The sequence below is a fragment of the Bacillus sp. FDAARGOS_235 genome, from assembly GCF_002073415.2.
GTDB classification, from domain to species: Bacteria; Bacillota; Bacilli; order Bacillales; family Bacillaceae_G; genus Bacillus_A; species Bacillus_A toyonensis.
In genome coordinates this window covers 1,113,306-1,133,934 of sequence record NZ_CP020437.2, presented here as the reverse complement: position 1 = coordinate 1,133,934, position 20,629 = coordinate 1,113,306, and the positions used below count along the sequence as shown (strand labels likewise).

Sequence of the window (20,629 nt, the reverse complement as noted above, 5' to 3'; positions counted from 1 at the left end):
ATAACAAACCGTTTTCTCATTCGATAATTCCAATTTCTAGAGCCTTCTGGACAGCTTCTTCCTTGTTACGTACTCCTAACTTTGTGTAAGCCGAGGAAGCATAGTTTCTGACCGTACCATTCGATAAATATAGCCTTGAAGCTATCGTATTGTATCGAAGTCCTTTTGCTACTAGTTGCAATATTTCTATCTCTCTGGCTGTTAGTTCATAAGCAGTTGCTTTTGATTGTGGTGTCTCGTTTTGCTCATCAAACTGCTCAAAAATTTTGTGAGACATACCTTGATCAATCAGCGTCCCACCGCTATGAATAAGTCGGATCGTATTAGCTAGCTCTAACGTTTCAATGGATTTAAGTAAAAAACCATCCGCACCGTTACGAAGCGAGTCCAACGCCTGTTTCGTATCCTGAAACGTTGTAAAAATCAATACGCGGATATGTGGCCATTGTTGCTTAATTTTTTTTGTCGCTTCGACTCCATCCATTTGCTGCATATCTAAATCCATGAGTACAACGTGAGGTTGAAGGCGCCCACACAAGTCGATGGCTTGATCGCCATCTTCAGCCAAACCGACTACATTTATATCTTCATACCTGTCGAGTAGTGTACTCAAACTTTCTCGAACAAATGGCTGATCGTCGACAATTAACAAACGAATAAGTCCATCTTTTATTTCAGTTTGTCGCGGTATGGTACATGTAACAAGCATTCCTTCCTCTGGCTTTGTATATACAGACAATTGACCTTGCAAATTCATTGCCCGCTCTTTCATCGTATTCATACCGAAGCCTTCCTGCCATTCTACATTGCCCCTTCCATTATCTTGCACTTCTAATCTCGTATATTGTTGTTCAAACTGCAATGAAACTATAATTTCAGTCCCTTGACCATGACGTACCGCATTCGTAAGGGACTCTTGTAAACAACGAATGAATGCTATCTTCGCTTGTCGAGACAGTTGATATTCCTCTCCGAATGTTCGGAAGCTTACATCCACCTGAGCGTGCTCCTGAAATTCAGCTCCAAGATTTTGTAGAGATTGAATCAAGGAAGGCGATTGACATTGAGGATCCATTTGATGTAGGTAACCTCTCACGTCCTCGATGCTTTTACGTCCCATTTCAAGCAGGGAATCTAGCCTCTGTACACCCATTTCGGTAGCAAGATCGGTTCGCAACGTTTCCATCCCCATAATAATGGAAGTATAGGCGTGACCTACTGTATCATGCAGCTCACTAGAGAGCCTGTTTCGTTCCTCGGCCAGTGTAATGCGTTCGATTTGAGACATATATTGCTCAAGTACCGCGTTTTGTTTACGAATTACTTCATTTTGTTTATGATTGATGATTAATAAATGGAAAGCGAATCCCATTACATAAGCGAATCCGTAGTAGGTGACCATAATCCAATAGCTATTACTTGGCGCAACTGCATAGAAAATCCCGGTTATTACAAAAACTGTTGTTGGAGCTGTCCAATAATAGGACAAATGCCTACTATTTGCTGCGATAAGAAACACCGATATAAGAAAAATATTGTAAGCTTCTGGAAATAAAGAGGTTAAATATATACATAGTCCACCATATAGCAATATTTCTGTGAATAAGTAATATTTGTAATTGAACAGTAAGGCCACCCATGGAATAGAGAAGGCAATAATTTCCCAAAGAATAATAATCCAAAGTGGTAATGTTAAACCATCCTGAAAATTTAATGTTGCTAGGATGGTAGACACACTAACAAGTAGACGGATTCCTAACATAATCCAATCATACCAAAACCAATATTTAACCATATCAAACAATTCATTTACCCCCTAAGTAGCCTTCTTTCTCATTTCCTATAGTATAGAATAATCCTTCTTGCATTGTTATATTTTTAAGTTTAAACTGCCTACTATTCGTAGACTACAAACTTCTATCGATTTAGTTGCTGAATCATACTGCGTGTATAACCTCCAAATTTTTTCGTTAAACCATCTACCATTTTAATACTTATGGCGGTAAACACTATACCCATAAACATTATAAGGAGTGACTTTGGAAAAGTATCTATCTGTATGAAAATAATATTCATATCGATGTATCGATACAATAATGGTGCTAACAGGAACATAAGTGGCATTACATAAAAAATGATTGCACTAATGAGACTGAAAATGCCAATCACAAATTTCTGCATTAACCAAAAGACAGCAGACCAAGTGCGGCGATCCGTAAGTCCTAATTTCACTTGAGCCCAGTCCGATGTATCCGTTGTTACACTTCTATCGTAAGAGTCTGTCGAAATATCAGTATAAATTTTCGTTTGTATGCGCTCGAATTGGATAAAAGTTTTGGTAGTTTGTAGTACGCGTATAATTAATGGAATCCCAACTACCGTAAATGAAAGGGTGAAACTGAATAGCAGAGCTATTAAGTAAAAACAAAAATAAAACAAACCTGTAATGAAAGTTAGTAATAAAAAATAACCATTCTGGATGAATCTTGATCTCATAAAGTGCATCGCTCCTATCTATGTAATAAACGCATCATACTGCTTTTTTTGTCAAACTCACTAGTGTAAAAATGTCATATGACATTTTTACATGATGATAAAAGGGGGGATTAGCCTATTCTTAGTTAAAAACAAGATTATTTTATTAATCATCTACAAAATAATCCCGTTCTTGGATCAGCAAGAAGGGATTGTTTTGTACTTTTATTTAATATGAGATGGACTTGTTTTTCGGATATGAAAAATAATATCGAATTGCTCAAGCAATGAAGTATCAAAGTATAACGAACCGTCTGGGAGGAGTTGTCCCCCTATACTTAGTAATGGCCTTTTTGCTCTAACCCATTTCTCTGCGTGTCCTTTAAGGTGACGGTTATCCAATAAAAACATTTTATATGGTACTTTTCCGAGGGTGTAATTGAAACTTTTTACATTTTGTGGAATAGTATCTGTTGCAATCTTACCTCCGGTGGAAGGATTATATTCGCTGTATAAAGTGAAATTTCCCTCCGTAGTTGTACTACCAATTGTGACATAATTATTGTCTAAACGTTCCTTCAAAAACTGCCCCGCAGCATCAGGGTATAATTTCTCATCGATAATTCCTTTAGCCATATGAATATTGTGTGCCCATACCATAGTTTTACCACCAAATGTCTCTTGTGCCCACATTGCATGATCGGCCAAGTATTGCTCGTGTAGCTTTATTACATTTGGGTAGTCATTAGAAAGCAGCATTGTGGTAAATTTCTCTATTGCATTCGCTGTTGCTTTTACCCAGATGTACTCGGATGAACCTACATCTTTGTTTGTCTGTTCCTTCTCATCTTTTAGTAATTGGGCTACTTTCTCAGCGTTTGCCTTGAACTTTGCTTTCATTTCAGGAGCAAGATTCATATATTCCTGTATACTTCCAGTGAAAGAAGAAAGATCTTTATAGTTTTCTTCTACTTCTGCCCGCAAATCTGGTCGATGTTGCTTTACATAATCAATTACTTTATTAAAGACACTTTGGTCCATTGTTTTTAAGTCAAGTCCGATAAATTGGATTTTCTTTTTATTGGATGGATCAGCATTATAATCTTTCATCCACTCAATCATGGCAATAATTTCATCAGTAGGATATAACAATTTCAAAAACTCCCTAGGGTTTCCTTTTCCTGTTTGTATATATTCATTTAACTTTAATCCGTTTCCCCAATCTTCTTCCATTGTGAAATTTGTAAAACCCATCTCAGTAACCAAATATTTCACAAGTCGAAACTTCATAGTGAAAATTTCAGAGCTTCCATGAGTATTCTCTCCTAATCCTACATATTGTGCGCTCCCAATCATTTTCTTAAGTGGTTTTAAATCCTCAAATGGTTTTGACGGTTCTGTCGTTTTTAATGGATGCGCCTGTGATTGTATTGATTTAACGATATTTTTTTGGATTGATTGAGCTGAATCTTCAACTGCAACTGTTTGTGCTTTTCCTACTTCTCCACCTCCTGCGACTAATATAGCTGTACTAACCATTGCAACCATTCCACAATACCTCTTTTTTTTATTCATTTTTTTCACCTCAATTGAATTATTTTCAAAAGCAAGATTGATTCATGTACTTGCACGAATCAATTGCCGTAATTCAATTTTTATTTATTCCATATCATATTTTCTAGTTACATATTGTCACAAGATTATTTGACACAGGTCATAGGTTAAACATTACAGTTTCGTACTATCGGTTATGACAACTTATGAAGAATAATTACATGATTGAATCGTAAGTAAGGCTAGATTATGAATTTAAGAGGGGGGATTGATTAATCAATATGAAAAAACATCTTCATTCTGTGTTGTATTTCTCGAAATGACAGGAAGTTGATTAGATAAACAAATTAATAAAAGGGGAAGGACGGATTACAATGATATTACATGCAAAATCATTCCACAATATGGATAAAGTCCAACGTGCTAAAAAAGGACTGCAACTGTTTTTAAGTATTTTGTTCATTACTTCTATTCTTTTAAATGTAGTAATAATGATTACGAAAAGCATGCCGCTAATTGTGGTATATATGTTTACTCCTGCAATTTCTTCTATTCTAACTCGTATCATACTGCGAGAAGGCTTTAAAGATGTATCTTTTAGTCTAGATAACTTAAAGATATGGAAGGGGATTACTTTGGCCCTGATAATACCTATGATAATATGTGGAATTACATATTCGATTGCCTGGTTTAGCGGATTTGCGAGGTTTCAGCTCCCACAAGGTGGTATGCTAGAACCTATCTACAATATACTTGGACTTCAGTATCTACCGATACCATTACGTTTCATTTTTATAGTAGTATTGAGCGGAATTTTAGGAAGCTTGCTTAACTTAATCCCAGTTATGGGAGAAGAGATGGGTTGGCGGGGTTATATGCTAACAAGGCTAGTCGATGCGGAATTTTCACGTCCAATCCTTATTAGTGGATTAATATGGGCAACATGGCATGTCCCAATTGTTATTGCTGGTCTATATGTAGAGGGAACATCTGTCTTTCTCTCTGTACTTGGCATCTATTTTTGTATTGTACCATTCAGTTATATTACAGCTTATTTACGACTTATCACAGGTAGTGTTTGGCCGTCGGTTATCATCCACACCACTTGGAATGCTATTATTCAAGGGCCTTTTGCACGTGCAACTACAGGATATCAATTAGAGATTTGGATTGGAGAAGCTGGCTTGATAACCGCTCTTATTATTTCGATTACTGCAATAATTGTGTATCGGATCATAAGGTTTACTAAACGTGTATAACTTTGAAATAAAAGTATGATATTTTAAAAATGTAATTTTGTTACTTTTAATTGAGCATTCACAGCATGGGATAGATTAGGAGAGTCCTCAACCCATATTTTAAAATCTTGAGTAAATGAATCCGTCTCGCTCCAAACATAATTATGTTTGGAGCGAGACGGATTCTTATATGAGAACTAATCGTAATATCAAATCACATTTTTTTACTTCAAGGACATATAGAAAAGAGAAGTCTCATCTTTTGAAATGTAGTAGCTAATTTAGATGTGAATAGATTTAGAATTATTTATAAAATCATGAAATCTAGAAATACCAATTACCATGTTACGAAAGACGAATTAAGAGAGGATACTTGGATAATGCAACTCTCCTATTGTGAAGCAATAAAGAAAAAGCGTATAATATTATAGTTATCCCATTTTTGGGAGCGACCCGCGAATGATAAATAAGATTGTTGTTTTATCATCGCTTCTAAACATATATACAATGAAAGTAACACTGGAATACAGATAGGGAGTTATACAATGAAATTAATTATTGCCGAGAAACCAGATCAAGGTTTGGCTCTTGTTTCACAGTTTAAATATCGCCGAAAAGATGGATATTTAGAAGTAGAAGCAAATGAGTTATTTCCAAATGGAGCGTACTGTACATGGGCAATTGGTCATTTGACGCAGTTATGTAATCCAGAACATTATCATGCAGAGTGGAAAAAATGGTCACTTAATACGTTACCGATGATTCCAGAACGTTTTCAATTTGAAGTAACAAAGTCAAAGTATAAGCAATTTAATGTAGTGAAACAGCTGTTACATAATCCGGGGGTAACAGAAATTATTCACGCAGGCGATGCTGGGCGCGAAGGGGAATTAATTGTACGAAACATTATTAATCTTTGTAACGTGCAAAAGCCGATGAAACGTCTTTGGATTTCATCTTTAACGAAGCAAGCCATTTATCAAGGATTTAAAAATTTACTAGATGAAGCAGATACGATTAATACGTATTACGAAGCATATACAAGATCTTGCGCCGACTGGGTTGTTGGTATGAATGCATCGCGTGTTTTTAGCATTTTGCTAAAGAAAAAGGGAATGAATGATGTGTTTTCCGCCGGACGTGTACAAACACCGACACTCGCATTAATCGTAAAGCGTGAGAAAGAAATTGAAGACTTTAAGTCAGAGCCGTTTTGGGAAGTGTTCGCAACCTTTAATATTGAAGGGAAGAAATATGATGGGAAATGGGAGAAGGATAATGAATCCCGCTTAAAAGACCCTGATATGGCGAATAAAATTGCGGCTTTTTGTCAAGGGAAACCGGCAGAAGTGAAGGAAATGAAAACGGAACGTAAAGAGTTTCAGCCGCCGCTTTTATTTAATTTATCAGCACTGCAAGCGACAGCAAATAAAGCTTTTAAATTTTCGCCGAAAAAGACGCTTGATATAACGCAAGCACTATATCAAAAAGGGATAGTTTCTTATCCACGTTCGGATTCTAACTATGTTACACAAGGAGAAGCAGCGACGTTCCCTGATATTTTACAGAAATTAAGTCAGTTTGATGAATATAAAGGTTTATTACCGGCTCCGGTTGAATCGATTATGAACAATAAGCGTTATGTGAATGAAAAGAAAGTTACAGATCACTACGCAATTATACCGACAGAACAAGTTACCAATCCAAGCAAATTATCAGGCGATGAAAAGAAAATTTACGATATGATCGTAAGACGACTTATTGCGGCGCATTATGAAGTAGCAATCTTTGACTACACAACAATTACAACTCTTGTAGACGAACGTGCTGCGTTCATTTCGAAAGGAAAACAGCAAATACAAGAAGGTTGGCGTAAAGTTATTTTCCAAGACGATAAAGATGACGAAACGATTCTTCCAATTGTAGCTGAAGGTGACCAAGGAAAAGTTGTAAAGGTGAAAGTGAAAGAAGGAAAAACACAGCCACCGAAGCGTTATACAGAAGGACAACTTATTACGTTAATGAAAACGGCAGGTAAGTATTTAGAGAATGAAGAGCTGGAGAAAGTATTAAAGAAAACAGAAGGTTTAGGTACGGAAGCGACTCGTGCCGGCATCATTACGATGCTGAAAGACCGTAAATATATAGATGTGCAGAAAAACCAAGTGTATGCGACTGATAAGGGAAAAGTATTAATTACAGCAATCGGCGACAAAATACTAGCTTCACCGGAAATGACTGCAAAATGGGAACAACGTCTTGCAGAGATCGGAGAAGGTACCGCTTCACCAGCTACATTTATGGAACAAACGAAAAAGCTATCAGCTAAAATTATTGAAGATGCGGTAGAAATGTCGGAGAAATGGGATTTCACTGGATTACATGTTGAATCGATTGATCGAAAAGGATCGAAATTTACGACAGGTAAAAAGGTTGGAAGTTGTAAAAAATGCGATGGTGATGTAATTGATAAATCTACGTTTTACGGTTGTTCCAATTACAATACAACACAATGTGACTTTACCATCTCGAAGAAAATATTAAGTAAAACAATTTCGCAAAAGAATATGACAAAGCTCTTAAAAGGTGAGAAGACCGATTTAATTAAAGGCTTTAAAAAGGGCGAGAAAACGTTTGATGCGAAGTTAGAGTGGAAAGATAATAAGATTAATTTTGTGTTTGAGAATTAAGTAGTTTCAACAAGTGACAAAGCTCTTTCCCGAGTAAAATGTTCTGTATTCGATTTGAAAATATAGATAGAAAAGAAAAAGCATGACAATTTTATGTCATGCTTTTTTATTTTATATTTACAGGGTTTTGTATACTAGCACTAAAATTTATTTGAAATAATTGTTTGAAAAGGTGGTATGAAATAGTGTTAAGTAGCAATAAAGTCTTTTAAAATATAAAAAAGTTTAAAGATTCTTCTTTAACTAAACGGCAGTTTAGTTTTAATACAATGTTTGTTTTATCATTTAACCAAAGTGATAGAAGGTCAAAGAAAAGGCAGTAATAAAGAAGTGCCATTCCTAATGTGGACTGGCACTTGATAAGGTGCAAAATTCATTATTTGATTTCGGCTGAGGAATTTGATTCATCTATTTTTCCTGTACTTTATTATGATTCCTTGGGCAGCCTTTTCTGTTTTAAATACCCATTGTTGGAGAGGTGGTTGATAATACGGTATCATCCACCCTAAAATTTTGCCGATAAAATAGGCGGCAATTAGTGTGCCAATTCCTATTGAGCCTAATGATTGAATAAAAATTATACAAAGTGCACCAGCTACACAAATGTTTATTAAATCGCTCAAAATTTTTGCTTTACCGAATTTTAAATTAAATTTTTCACTAATTGCATAAGTTAATGCATCATACGGCATTAATGGCAGTTTCGCTGTTGTATAGCCCATTAAACCGACTGCTATAACAAATAAACTAACAATCAAATATACATTTCGAGCAAGGAGAGTTTCAGGTGCAGGGAAAAGTTGGACAAGGAAGAGCGTTGCATCCATGAAAAAACCAAATAAAAACGAAATAATGAATTGACTCACAAATTCATTTAACTCCATTCGTTTACTTAATATCACTTGAATGATAATGTATAAAACATTTGCAAGCGCCATTGTCACACCAATCGATAAACCAATCGTTAGCGTACTTGCATATGCTAATGATGACACAGGCGATACACCAAATCCTGCTTGAATCGACATGCTAATGCCAATCGACATAAAAAATAACCCGAGCACGTATAAGAAGATGCGCTTCAAGGTTCTGTTCCAATGATTCATAGTATCTCTCACTTTCTAGTTAATATTATCAATATAAAGACTATAGCTATAGAATTAAATATAACGCCAAATTCGACATATGAAAAATATATATATGATAAACTAATCATATCAAAAAACATATGACGGAGAGATACAATGGATTTCAGGCAATTATATTACTTTAAAGAAATTGTGAAACAAGGAAGCATTTCTAAAGCAGCAGAAGTGCTCCATATCGCGCAGCCCCCGCTTAGCCAATTATTAAAAAAGCTTGAAACTGATCTTGGCACAACTTTAATTCATCGATATCGTCAAAAATGGGAGCTTACAGCAACAGGTGAAATACTATACCAATATGCCAATCAAATGTTAATGCAAATTCAAGATGTAAAGCAGCAAATTCAAGAAATTGAACAAGGTATAGGCGGAACAGTAAGTATCGGTGTATCGTCTACATGTTCGAATATGCTCATTGACTATGTTAGTACGTTTAGAACACAATACCCTAATGTCAAAATAAAAATAGTAACTGGAAATTCAGAAGAATTATTAAAAAAACTAGAACAAAGAGAAATTGATGTTGCCTTACTTTTACGATTGGGCAATAGTGAACAATATGAGATGAAAATATTAAAAAAACAACCAACCGCTGTGATTATTCCATCAAGTTGGGCAACATCGTTTTCATCACAGCATGTGACGATTGAACAGATTGCCCAGTTCCCATTCGTTATGCTAGGAGCAATGGAAGGGCTCTCCTTCAATGAAGACCTTTTCAAGGTGTTTGATGAACATCAAGTCAAGCCAAATATCATTATCGAGTGTAAAGATATACGGATGGTTGTAGCACTTGTTAGTAGAGGACTAGGATTATCCGTTATTCCAAGAATGGATTACACATCATCATTTTTAGAACATACAACGCTTTTTGAATTGAAACAATTTGATTTTCATTTAGAACCTGTAATAGTAAAATTAAAAGACCAAAGAATTTCCAAAGTAGCATCTCAATTTTGGGAAATGGTTGATTAGGAGATATGAACAAAGCAAAAATAGTCTTCAATCAAGTAATAAAGACATCTTACGAAAAATTGAGCCGGGATAAAAAGTTCTTTACTTGAGGAAGTTTCAAAACTGACTGTAGCTTACACCGATGTTTATAAAAAGTTATAGAGCATTTCTTTGAATGAGGAATGCTTTTTGTTTTTGCTTGGAATAAAAATATACAACAAAAATATCACCTAAAATAATAAAATTTTATTGTAAAACAATAAAATTTATATTAAAATCAAAATCAGAATAAAAAAGCGAGTTGCTTTTTATGGAAAAGGTAACAACGTTGTTTTTTATAGAGGAGGTAAAACTATGAACAGTCACAATTTGATTATTGAAAATATGGATAACCCTCATGAGTTGGAGAGAATGTATAGAAAAGACCCGAAAGCTTTTAAAAAGTCATTCTCACAAGCATGGGAACAAAATCCGGATTCTCAGGTTCTGGGTATTTGGTATGAAAGATTACATTTCAAGGAGAAGGGAAATACAAGAAAGCCCTCCTTGATTCAAAAGGGTTTCTTATTCATGGGCATGTTAGCTATTCTAGCCGGATTAAGCACCAGAATCATTTTCCACTTTGTCGAACAGGAAGCAATTGCTCCGATTAATCTGGCTTTTGGTATAATCCCTTTTATTGCTGCCTATTTTGTTTACAATAATACTCCGAAAAAAAATATTATTTATTCCCTTGCAGCGTTGTTCCTAATTTCTGGGCTTTATCTTAATATGCTGCCATTAAATGATAAAGACAGTATTATCCTTGCTTATTTACACCTTCCTATATTCTTATGGGTATTGGTAGGGCTTGCGTTTACAGGAAATGAATATTCAAAAGGCAGTACAAGGTTAGCTTATATTAAATTTAATTTGGAATATTGTATTCTTTACGCCAGCATGGCAGTTAGCGGAATGATACTAGCAGTATTCACCATGCGGTTATTTAGTTTTGTTGACTTGGATATAGGAGAGTTCTATTTTAGTAATGTTGTTTTATTTGGTGCTGCCGCTCTCGCTATTGTGGCTGCATACTTAGTATCAATGAATCTTAAGTTTGCTAAAAATATTACCCCCTATATAGCTAAAATTTTTAGTCCGCTTGTCCTGATCACCTTGTTGATCTATCTTATAACGGTTATATGGGTTGGGAAAAATCCATTTTTGGACCGCAATTTCTTGATGGTCTTCAACGGAATACTTCTTGTTGTATTGGCTGTTACTATATTTTCCATTGTTGAGAGCGACTCAGATGAGAAAAAGAACATTTCAGATTATATAAATTTTGTCTTAATTGTTCTTGCGCTTATTATTGACAGTGTGGCTTTGTCAGCTATCGTGTTCAGACTTTCTTCCTATGGTATTACGCCTAATAGACTTGCTGTTTTAGGAGTAAATATACTGATTTGGGCAAATCTAATTTGGATTATGCTCTCTTATATGCGTTTTCTACAAAATAAATCCGGACCTTTACCTATCCAAGATGCCGTTACGAAGTATTTGCCAATCTACGGACTTTGGGCAGCGTTTGTTATATTTACTTTTCCTATCCTTTTTAATTAAAAAGGATCTGTTAATGTAACGAAAAGTCAATCTTCTATAACGTATAAAATTTTTAGAGCCGATAATTCAATTTTGCATTTATATAATTTCTCGACAATAAAAAGCGTCCCAAAGTGGGACGCTTTTTATTATGCGTATTGCCGTTTTTTCTTAATAAGTAACAACACTTGTGAAACACAAGCAAGTACTGGTAACTCAATTAACGGTCCAATAACGAGTGCAAGTGCGATAAGAGGCTCGTCTGGAAAAGCAGTCACAGCAATAGCGAGCGCAACAGGCGAGTTTCTTGCTAATGTTGTTAAGCTTAAACTTACTGTATCTTTATAAGATAAATGCAGGATGCGCCCGATAAATTGTCCTAGTAAAAAATTAATGATGAAGAACAATAGAACAGGAATGAGTAATAATAAAACAACATTCATATTTTGGAGTAAATATTTACCTTGTGATGCAAACATCGCTACAATTGCTAAACTTAAAAATACAATTTGAGCAGAGCTGAAAAACGGAATGATTTTATTCTCGAGTGTTTCAGCTTTTTTCATTTTATTCATAATGAATTTTGTAGCATGTGCAAATAAGAATGGTAAGACGATAACGATTACGATACTTTCTATTAAAATAGAAACCGCTACAGTCTTCATTACACCGGCAAATAAAAATAAATAAACGGGTAGCAATAATACTTGTAAAATTAAATTTACAGGCAAAATCGCTGTGGAAAGTGCTACGTTTCCTTTCGCTATTTCAGTGAATATTAAGTACCAATCTGTACATGGAGTAACCATTAACATTATAAACCCAACCCAAAGTGCTGGGTGATCTGAAAGAAATAATGCACCTAATCCCCAGGCGAGGAAAGGCGTCCATAAAAAATTAATGGTAAGGCTTGTTCCGGCAAATTTTAAATTGCGAAATCCGTTTTTAATCTCTTTCAATGGGATGCTGAGGAATAATCCATATAGCATGAAAAATAAGAAGGGGACAATAAATTTGTCTGAATACATATGTATGATATTAAATTGTCCGAGTACAATGCCACATGTAACAGCAAATAGAATAATAAAAGTTTGAATCTTTTCTATAGTGCTCATGAATAAATCCTTTCTAAATATGAATTTCCCTCTCTAAGTTAATTATACAAGTAATAAAGTCGTATTTGGTGTTTAATTATTATTTTTAATTCGAGATTTTATTTTTTATTAAAAGTTACTTGACTAAAGTAAGTTACTATATTACAATCACTTACATAAGGTAATTGAATAACAAAAAGTTATAGATTCCTGAAATGAAGGTCTCTATTGGAACTTTTTCTTAGAATAAGAATTTTTATGATGATGAATAATGAATATGAAAAGAAAGATTAGGTGAAGCAAATGGGACTATTTAGCTCATTATTTGGTAAAAAAGAAGAAATTACGAAAGTAGAGGAGAATAAAACTATGTCAAAAGTATTATTTGTAAAAGCGAACGATCGTCCAGCGGAGCAAGCAATTAGTTCAAAAATGTATGAAACATTTGTAAGTACTTATAAGGAAGCGAACCCAAATACAGAAATTACAGAGTTAGATTTATTTGCATTAGATCTTCCTTATTACGGAAATATCGCAATTTCAGGTGGATATAAACGCAGTCAAGGAATGGAGTTAACAGCTGAAGAAGAAAAGGCTGTAGCAACAGTAGATCAATATTTAAATCAGTTTTTAGAAGCTGATAAAGTTGTATTTGCGTTCCCATTATGGAACTTCACAGTACCCGCACCATTAATCACATATATTTCATACCTTTCTCAAGCTGGAAAAACGTTTAAATATACAGCGAATGGTCCGGAAGGTTTAGCTGGTGATAAGAAAGTAGTTGTACTAGGTGCTCGTGGTTCAGATTATTCTTCAGAGCAAATGGCTCCTATGGAAATGGCGGTTAATTATGTAACAATTGTACTTGGATTTTGGGGAATTACAAATCCAGAAACAGTGGTAATTGAAGGACACAATCAATATCCAGATCGCTCACAACAAATTGTTGAAGAAGGTTTAGAAAACGTTAAAAAAGTAGCTGCGAAATTTTAATTACTGATAGTAAATGGAAAAACCAACATGGATGACCATGTTGGTTTTTTAGTCTATATTCTATGTTAAAAAATGTATATTCATAAAATAAAAGAAAAGTTTGAAAATAGTATTGCAAAATATTATATAACAAATTATAATGAGTTCAAGAATAGTTGATACTCAAATTAAATATTCAGAAAATTCAATTAGTTAAAATTGGAAAATGAGATAAGGAAATTTGAATGGGGGTTATATTATGGCGAATAAAGTACCGTTTTCGTTCATAGTAGTTATTGGATTAATGTTATTTGCACTATTTTTTGGAGCCGGAAATTTAATTTTCCCAGCTATGCTAGGTCAATCGGCAGGAGAGAATGTATGGATTGCTAACGCTGGATTTTTAGTAACAGGTGTTGGATTACCATTACTAGGTGTACTAGCATTTGGTTTTTCGGGTAAAGATGATTTACAGTCATTAGCAAGTCGTGCTCACCCAGTATTCGGGATTGTGTTTACAACAGTTTTATACTTAGCGATCGGTCCGTTATTTGCAATACCAAGAACGGGTAATGTTTCTTATGAAATTGGTCTTAAGCCTTTTATGCCAGAAGGATTAGGTTCTACACCTTTAATTCTTTTCACAATTATATTCTTTAGCATCACTTGTTTTTTTTCGCTAAATCCTGCGAAAATTGTCGATATTGTTGGAAAAATATTAACGCCAATTAAATTGACATTCATCGGTATTTTAGTAATCGTTGCTTTTATTCATCCAATTGGAGATATGCAAGCACCAGTGGAAGGGTATACATCACATGCATTCTTTAAAGGATTCCAAGAAGGATACTTAACAATGGACACGCTTGCATCATTCGTATTCGGAATCATCATCATTAATGCAATTAAAGAAAAAGGTGCGAAAACGAAAACACAGATTATGGTCGTTTGTGCAAAAGCGACAATCATTGCAGCATCTATTTTAGCAATTATTTATACAGCACTTTCTTATATGGGAGCTTCAAGTGTTGCGAAGCTTGGACATTTAGAGAACGGCGGAGAAGTATTAGCGAAAGTTTCTAATTACTATTTCGGATCATATGGTGGAGTATTATTAGGATTAATGATTACAGTTGCTTGTTTGACAACTAGTGTGGGACTTGTATCAGCATGTTCTTCATTCTTCCATAAGTTATTCCCAAATATTCCTTATAAAGCAATTGCAATCACGCTATGTGTATTTAGTGCAATTGTTGCAAACGTAGGATTAACACAATTAATCGCAGTTTCTGTTCCAGTATTAACAGCAATTTATCCACTAGCAATTGTATTGATTTTCTTAACATTCTTCCATTCACTATTTAAAGGAAGAGCTGAAGTTTATCAAGTGAGTTTAATTGTAACATTTATCATCAGCTTATTCGATGGATTAAGTGCAGCTGGAGTTAACATTGAAGTAGTAAGCCAAGTGTTCACTAAATTCCTTCCGATGCAGGAAGTAGGATTAGGCTGGATCTTCCCAGCGATTATCGGTGGATTTATCGGATATGGCATTAGCGTTTTAAAAGTGAAAAACCAAGTTCAACCTGCAACTAGAGCGGACAAAAAAATAAGTTAATTGAAAAAGTTATAGAACTTGTTTCTATAACTTTTTTTGTTACTATTAATAAGGAGTAAAAAATAAAGTAGTAGGGGAAATAAAATGAAAAAAACAATTGATCATATCGGAATCGCAGTTCGTGATATAGATAGTACGATACGTTTTTATGAACAGGTTCTATCAGGGAAATTAATAGATCGTTACGTAAGTGAAGCACCAGGTGTGGAAAGTGAAGTTGCTATTATAGAAGTGGATGGAGATAGAATTGAACTACTTGCACCGACGAATAATACAACATCACCAATTGCCCGATTTATAAAACAAAAAGGGAAAGGTGTTCATCACGTTGCATATCGTGTCGATGATTTAGATGTAGCTTTAGAAGAATTAAAAGAACAAGGTATTCGAACATTAGAGCATACACTTCGAATGAATAAACATGGTAGACGATTAATTTACCTTAACCCAGCGGATACAGAAGGAACGATTATTGAGTATTGTGATTATCCGGAAGAGAAATAGAAGAAGGATATTTTTTAAAAGGTGTTACGTTATTACGTAACACCTTTTAATTTATCCTGCTATTTGTAGGAGTCTTACTGCCCGTAAAAGCGCCATTGGTGAGGGCTGATTAAAGTTTCACTTTATGTATTTCACATTTTCTTCACAAATGATTCACGAGAACTTTTCTTCTTAGGGAACTTACATAAATATATTTTATGATATAATTACAATCGACTTTAAAAATATAAGTTATTTCAATTAGAGTAGTTACTATTATATTAGTAGTTTAAAGGTAGGGAGAAATTAAGTATTATATTGTATGGTAATTTATACTTAATCAGGTTAATATTTCGTCAGAAAATCAAACTAGGAAGTATAAAGTAATAAAGGTGTAGTGATGAAGAAGAAAGAAGTGAAATGAGTGTGAAAGTAATGAGAAGGTTAGGGGCATGGCTAGTAATAGCATGTGTGCTTATTATATTGATACCAAAAAGCGCGTCTGCTCATGCGTATGTTGTGAAATCAAATCCTATGGAAAATGAAACGTTGAAAAAAGCACCAACTGTCGTGAAAATCGAATTTGATGAGGATATACAAGTTTCACATTTTAATACATTGTTTGTAAGAGATACCTCAGGTAAAAGAGTAGATTTAAAAGATGCTCATATTGATAAAAGAAACAAAAAACTATTAGAGGCAGGGGTAAAAGAGAATCTTAAAGACGGTCTCTATTCTATTCAGTGGAAAGCTATTTCAGCTGATGGACATCCAATTCAAGGAGTTATTCCGTTCCAGATTGGGTTAACCGAAGCGGGAGCAGATGATGTACAAGTAGAAGAGATGGGGTATGTCCCGCAAATCGATATGATTATGGAACGCGGGGTTCTATATACAAGTTTCTCACTATTTTTAGGAGTTCTATTCTTTAATCTTATTATATATAAAGGGAATGTAATAGAAGTTCACTCAAGGAGTAAGAGAATAATATGGATATCATTAATAGGTATATTCATTAGCTTACTATGCAATCTACCATTGCAAGCGAAAATAAATGCTGATGTTTCGTGGTTAGAAGCATTTGATCCACTATTATTAAAAGAAACATTGCAACTATCTGTTTTTGGTTATGTATGGATTACTCAAATGGCTCTTATTAGTCTGCTTATCATTGTTACTTATTTTGCTGTGAAGCGTGAGAAACTTTCATCGTTTAAAGTATGGAGCATTCCAATATTACTTTTTATTGGGTTACTCGTTATGAAAGCCTTTAATAGTCACGCATTTGGTTTGAAGTTTAAAGACATTGCTGTCGTTATGGACTTTCTACATTTATTCGCAGCTTCGTTATGGGTTGGCGGTCTATCATCAATTATTCTTCTTTTACGTAAAGAGGATGACAAGTGGACTACGTATTGGGATGCAATTAAGCGTTTTTCAACATGGGCAACAGGTGCTGTCATAGTCATTGTATTAACGGGTCTTTTTAACAGTACATTTTTTATTCCCACGATTCATTCCCTATTTGATACGAAGTATGGATTAGCATTATTAGCAAAGATACTTTTATTCGTTTTCATGGGGATATTGGGAATTATTCATTATGTGAAAGGGAAAATGCGAGCCCGGCAAGGATTAGGTGCTACGCTGAAAATAGAGTTGATCATTGGAATTATCGTTTTCATAATCGTAGCTTTTATGACAAACGTGCAAACACCGCTGATGCCTCCTACTGGACCTTTTACAGAGAGTAAACAATTAGATAATGGATATGAACTTACTTTACATGTAAGCCCTAATAAGGTAGGACAGAATACATTTCATATTACTTTGAAGGATGAGAATGGACAGCCTGTTACTAATATGGAACAAATTATATTGACGACTCAATCGTTAGATATGAATATGGGCCAAGGTTCATTTAAAGTTTCAGCAATTTCACCGGGAGAATATGAAGCGGAAGGTATGTATATTAACATGACAGGAAATTGGAATATACAAGTTCACGGGTTAACAAAATCTCTTGATAGCTTCGATACTGATTATAAATTTATTGTAGGTGGCAGATAAAGTGAAACTTTAATCAGTAGGAGGGGGCATCTCCCACTGATTATTAGCCTTCACCAATCGGCTTTTACGGGGGCAGCAGGGCTTCTACCCAGATTCTTTGCTCCAGCAGAATTTTGGGGTAGGAGTCTTACTGCCCACAAATAGCGGGATAAAGAGACGTTACAGATGAAAAGGAGTTAATAGAAAATGAAGCGTATAAAAAAATTAGGAACAACAATGATCGCAACAATAATTGCAATGGGAATTTTTTCGTTACCTGTTAGCGCTCACGTAACTGTGCAACCAGCAACTTCGGATGCTAACTCATGGGAGACTTACACGATAAAGGTACCAGTTGAAAAAAATGTGGCAACAACAAAAGTCACACTAAAAATACCGTCCGGCGTTGAGTTTCAACAGTATGAACCAGTGTCAGGATGGAAAGTGGAAGAGCAAAAAGATGCAGCTGGAAAAGTTAAAACTGTAGTATGGGAAGCAACAGGAGAAGGGATTTTATCTGGTCAGTTCCAACGATTTACTTTCGTTGCTAAAAACCCAGATAAAGAACAAAAGATAGCTTGGGATGCATATCAACAATATAAAGACGGAGAAATTGTTGAATGGACAGGCGATGAGAAAGCTGAAAAACCGCATTCAGTTACTACAATTGCAAAAGGTAAGTCCTTAACTGGGGAACATGGGGAAGTATCTAGTGTGGGAAAGAATGAAAGTACAAGTAATATGCAAACAATAGCAATTGTGTTATCAGTTTTAGCGATTGTATCTTCGGTAGGTACGTTTGTTTTTGTAGTACGTCGTAAAAAGTAAGGTATAAGAAAGAGCCTACAAATAGTAGGCTCTTTTTCACGTTTATTTATTTCACTTCAACTTGCTGCCCTACAGCAAGTGTTTTCGGCTTTATATTTACAAAGCAAATACTCACGACAATAAATAATAGACCGATAAACAAGCTCATTGTAATGGCCTCATGTAAGAAAATTGAACTTACAATAATAGCGATAAGAGGGATAAGGAATGTATAAGCTCCAACTTTACTTGCTTCACCAGCTCCAACAAGTGTGAAGTAAGCGAGCCACCCCATTGCAATAACAAAGAACGAGATAAAGAGTAGCACACTAACAAATGGCATACTCCAAGCGATACTAGACCAGCTTTCAAACTCTGATCCAAATCCGACTAAGCAAAGACCTCCAATAATAAGCTGAAGTGTTACCATCCAAATAGCATTAACGCGGTGCCCGGTTTTTTTTATAAATACTGTACCCAGTGCCCATCCAATCGCACAACCTAATGCGAGAAGGATTCCAATGATAGAAATATGGCCGGTTAAGCTACTAGAGCTAATAACCCCCACGCCAATAAATCCTAGAATTAAACCGAAGATTTTTAAGCCATACATTGATTCTTCAAGCCATATCCACGAGAAAATGCCGAGTAAAACAGGCTGTAGAAATACAATTGCGGAAAATAATCCAGCGGGCATGTATTGAAGACCGACAGTTTGTAGTCCGTAAAAGATAATGATGTTAAGTAAAGAAGAAATAACGTATAAATGCCAAGTTTCTTTTAAATGTAGCTCTTTGTATTTCGGTAATGCGAAAATAAGTAAAATGAATCCCCCAATTAAAGTTCTAACGCCTGCAAATAAAACAGGTGGTGTATAATGCAAGGCAAATTTAGATAAAGGCCAATTAATTCCCCACATAATAACGAGAAAAGTAAGGATTATGGCCGTTTTTGTTCGAGAAAGCTGTGTCACGGTAAGACCTCCTTGTTGTATTTCATTTCACTATGATATGATATCGACTGTGATAAATAAAATGAATCTTTTTTATAAGGGGTATAAGTGATTAGTTATGACCATTACACAACTACAAGTTTTGATTAAAACGGTTGAATTAGGTAGTTTTACGAAAGCAGCAAAAGCACTTAATATGACACAGCCTGCTGTCAGTCATGCCATTTCAAGTATTGAGTCAGAATTAGATATTACGATTCTTATACGTGATAAGAGAGAAGGTTTAATTGTTACTGACGTAGGAGAGAGAATTCTTGTTCATATTAGAGAAATATTGAATGGAATTGAGAAAATTGAGCAAGAAGTTGCGATGGAGAAAGGACACGAAGTTGGGACGATTCGAATTGGGAGTTTTCCGAGCGTTTCTGCACATTTCTTACCCAAAATGATAAACCTTTTTAAGGAGAAGTATCCGAACTTAGAAGTCGTTCTTTGTGAAGGAACGATTAAAGAAGTTGAAGATTGGTTAGTATCGAGGGTTATTGATATAGGAATTGTTATTTTGCCTAATAAAGATATGGAGATTGTTCCATTAGCGAAGGGGAAAATGGTTGTTATCTTAAGAGAGGATCATCCTCTCTGTAAGAAGGACGCTATTACAATTAGTGATTTAGAGAATGAACCGATCATATTATGTAAGGGTGGATACGAACCACCCATTATTGATATGTTTAAACAAGCAAACGTACCACTTCGGGCTGAGTATGTAATTTCGACAGTTACTACAGCTTTAAATATGATTCAAGAAGGATTAGGCATTGCAATATTGGCTGAATTATCTTTAACGAATTTACCAAAAAATGTGCAAACGAGAGAATTGGAACCACAAGTATGGAGAGAAATTGCTTTAGCTGCTCCTTCATTAAAGGATTCTTCAATCGCTGTGCAGCTATTTATTGAAGAATTTCAAGCGCTATTTGCAGAATAAAAAGAGGTGTCTCATATATCATAATG

The 20,629-nt window shown here is 34.9% G+C and carries 16 protein-coding genes; 10 read left to right on the top strand and 6 right to left on the bottom strand.

The annotated features are described in order from the left end of the window. Nucleotides 1-16: 16 nt before the first annotated feature. From A6J74_RS07435 to A6J74_RS07425, 3 genes are all read right to left on the bottom strand, one after another. Nucleotides 17-1,804 carry a helix-turn-helix transcriptional regulator gene (locus tag A6J74_RS07435; RefSeq protein ID WP_000460016.1) on the bottom strand — a complete coding sequence of 596 codons (1,788 nt, stop codon included), beginning with the start codon at nucleotides 1,802-1,804 and terminating at the stop codon, nucleotides 17-19. 113 nt (nucleotides 1,805-1,917) lie between these two features. Then, nucleotides 1,918-2,496, bottom strand: coding sequence for a sensor domain-containing protein (locus A6J74_RS07430; protein ID WP_001257618.1), 579 nt, complete (start codon nucleotides 2,494-2,496; stop codon nucleotides 1,918-1,920). 204 nt (nucleotides 2,497-2,700) lie between these two features. Then, the gene (locus tag A6J74_RS07425; RefSeq protein ID WP_000226294.1) at nucleotides 2,701-4,023 is read right to left on the bottom strand and encodes an erythromycin esterase family protein; all 1,323 of its coding nucleotides are present in this window, start codon (nucleotides 4,021-4,023) and stop codon (nucleotides 2,701-2,703) included. Between the two features lie 380 nt (nucleotides 4,024-4,403). Between A6J74_RS07425 and A6J74_RS07420 the strand changes: the two genes are divergently transcribed. Both A6J74_RS07420 and topB read left to right on the top strand, forming a co-directional pair. Then, nucleotides 4,404-5,288 (top strand): CPBP family intramembrane glutamic endopeptidase, encoded by an 885-nt coding sequence (locus A6J74_RS07420; protein ID WP_000600478.1) that lies wholly within the window; start codon nucleotides 4,404-4,406, stop codon nucleotides 5,286-5,288. Nucleotides 5,289-5,812: 524 nt separating this feature from the next. Further along, nucleotides 5,813-7,957, top strand: coding sequence for a DNA topoisomerase III (gene topB, locus A6J74_RS07410; protein ID WP_000766747.1), 2,145 nt, complete (start codon nucleotides 5,813-5,815; stop codon nucleotides 7,955-7,957). Between the two features lie 404 nt (nucleotides 7,958-8,361). Here the strand turns inward: topB and A6J74_RS07405 are convergent, their stop codons facing one another. Then, nucleotides 8,362-9,063, bottom strand: coding sequence for a YczE/YyaS/YitT family protein (locus A6J74_RS07405; protein WP_080609462.1), 702 nt, complete (start codon nucleotides 9,061-9,063; stop codon nucleotides 8,362-8,364). Between the two features lie 138 nt (nucleotides 9,064-9,201). Between A6J74_RS07405 and A6J74_RS07400 the strand changes: the two genes are divergently transcribed. Further along, nucleotides 9,202-10,077, top strand: coding sequence for a LysR family transcriptional regulator (locus A6J74_RS07400; RefSeq protein ID WP_000347550.1), 876 nt, complete (start codon nucleotides 9,202-9,204; stop codon nucleotides 10,075-10,077). Between the two features lie 333 nt (nucleotides 10,078-10,410). Next, entirely contained in the window at nucleotides 10,411-11,658 is a 1,248-nt protein-coding gene (locus A6J74_RS07395; protein WP_001084255.1) for a DUF4153 domain-containing protein, read from the top strand. A 128-nt stretch (nucleotides 11,659-11,786) separates the two neighbouring features. Here A6J74_RS07395 and A6J74_RS07390 read toward each other — a convergent pair whose 3' ends face one another. Then, nucleotides 11,787-12,752, bottom strand: a complete 966-nt coding sequence (locus A6J74_RS07390) for an arsenic resistance protein (protein ID WP_000103791.1) — start codon at nucleotides 12,750-12,752, stop codon at nucleotides 11,787-11,789. A 282-nt stretch (nucleotides 12,753-13,034) separates the two neighbouring features. Between A6J74_RS07390 and A6J74_RS07385 the strand changes: the two genes are divergently transcribed. From A6J74_RS07385 to A6J74_RS07365, 5 genes are all read left to right on the top strand, one after another. Continuing rightward, nucleotides 13,035-13,727, top strand: a complete 693-nt coding sequence (locus A6J74_RS07385; protein ID WP_000522496.1) for an FMN-dependent NADH-azoreductase — start codon at nucleotides 13,035-13,037, stop codon at nucleotides 13,725-13,727. A gap of 238 nt (nucleotides 13,728-13,965) precedes the next feature. Further along, nucleotides 13,966-15,324 carry a branched-chain amino acid transport system II carrier protein gene (brnQ, locus tag A6J74_RS07380; protein ID WP_001284763.1) on the top strand — a complete coding sequence of 453 codons (1,359 nt, stop codon included), beginning with the start codon at nucleotides 13,966-13,968 and terminating at the stop codon, nucleotides 15,322-15,324. 84 nt (nucleotides 15,325-15,408) lie between these two features. Next, nucleotides 15,409-15,828, top strand: coding sequence for a VOC family protein (locus A6J74_RS07375; protein ID WP_000750859.1), 420 nt, complete (start codon nucleotides 15,409-15,411; stop codon nucleotides 15,826-15,828). Nucleotides 15,829-16,227: 399 nt separating this feature from the next. Then, nucleotides 16,228-17,877, top strand: coding sequence for a copper resistance CopC/CopD family protein (locus A6J74_RS07370; protein WP_000114317.1), 1,650 nt, complete (start codon nucleotides 16,228-16,230; stop codon nucleotides 17,875-17,877). Between the two features lie 186 nt (nucleotides 17,878-18,063). Further along, nucleotides 18,064-18,684: a YcnI family copper-binding membrane protein gene (locus tag A6J74_RS07365; RefSeq protein ID WP_000821392.1), complete on the top strand. Its 621-nt coding sequence runs from the start codon at nucleotides 18,064-18,066 to the stop codon at nucleotides 18,682-18,684. 46 nt (nucleotides 18,685-18,730) lie between these two features. Here A6J74_RS07365 and A6J74_RS07360 read toward each other — a convergent pair whose 3' ends face one another. Continuing rightward, entirely contained in the window at nucleotides 18,731-19,636 is a 906-nt protein-coding gene (locus tag A6J74_RS07360) for a DMT family transporter (protein ID WP_000192822.1), read from the bottom strand. Between the two features lie 97 nt (nucleotides 19,637-19,733). Here A6J74_RS07360 and A6J74_RS07355 point away from each other — a divergent pair, with 97 nt between their 5' ends. Then, nucleotides 19,734-20,603, top strand: a complete 870-nt coding sequence (locus A6J74_RS07355; RefSeq protein WP_000156757.1) for a LysR family transcriptional regulator — start codon at nucleotides 19,734-19,736, stop codon at nucleotides 20,601-20,603. The last annotated feature ends 26 nt before the right edge of the window (nucleotides 20,604-20,629 follow it).

Coding starts and splice junctions, on each gene's coding strand:
- A6J74_RS07430 (WP_001257618.1), bottom strand. CDS start 2,496: ATGAGATCAAGATTCATCCAGAATGGTTATTTTTTATTACTAACTTTC.
- A6J74_RS07425 (WP_000226294.1), bottom strand. CDS start 4,023: ATGGTTGCAATGGTTAGTACAGCTATATTAGTCGCAGGAGGTGGAGAA.
- A6J74_RS07420 (WP_000600478.1), top strand. CDS start 4,404: ATGATATTACATGCAAAATCATTCCACAATATGGATAAAGTCCAACGT.
- topB (WP_000766747.1), top strand. CDS start 5,813: ATGAAATTAATTATTGCCGAGAAACCAGATCAAGGTTTGGCTCTTGTT.
- A6J74_RS07405 (WP_080609462.1), bottom strand. CDS start 9,063: ATGAATCATTGGAACAGAACCTTGAAGCGCATCTTCTTATACGTGCTC.
- A6J74_RS07400 (WP_000347550.1), top strand. CDS start 9,202: ATGGATTTCAGGCAATTATATTACTTTAAAGAAATTGTGAAACAAGGA.
- A6J74_RS07395 (WP_001084255.1), top strand. CDS start 10,411: ATGAACAGTCACAATTTGATTATTGAAAATATGGATAACCCTCATGAG.
- A6J74_RS07390 (WP_000103791.1), bottom strand. CDS start 12,752: ATGAGCACTATAGAAAAGATTCAAACTTTTATTATTCTATTTGCTGTT.
- A6J74_RS07385 (WP_000522496.1), top strand. CDS start 13,035: ATGGGACTATTTAGCTCATTATTTGGTAAAAAAGAAGAAATTACGAAA.
- brnQ (WP_001284763.1), top strand. CDS start 13,966: ATGGCGAATAAAGTACCGTTTTCGTTCATAGTAGTTATTGGATTAATG.
- A6J74_RS07375 (WP_000750859.1), top strand. CDS start 15,409: ATGAAAAAAACAATTGATCATATCGGAATCGCAGTTCGTGATATAGAT.
- A6J74_RS07370 (WP_000114317.1), top strand. CDS start 16,228: ATGAGTGTGAAAGTAATGAGAAGGTTAGGGGCATGGCTAGTAATAGCA.
- A6J74_RS07365 (WP_000821392.1), top strand. CDS start 18,064: ATGAAGCGTATAAAAAAATTAGGAACAACAATGATCGCAACAATAATT.
- A6J74_RS07355 (WP_000156757.1), top strand. CDS start 19,734: ATGACCATTACACAACTACAAGTTTTGATTAAAACGGTTGAATTAGGT.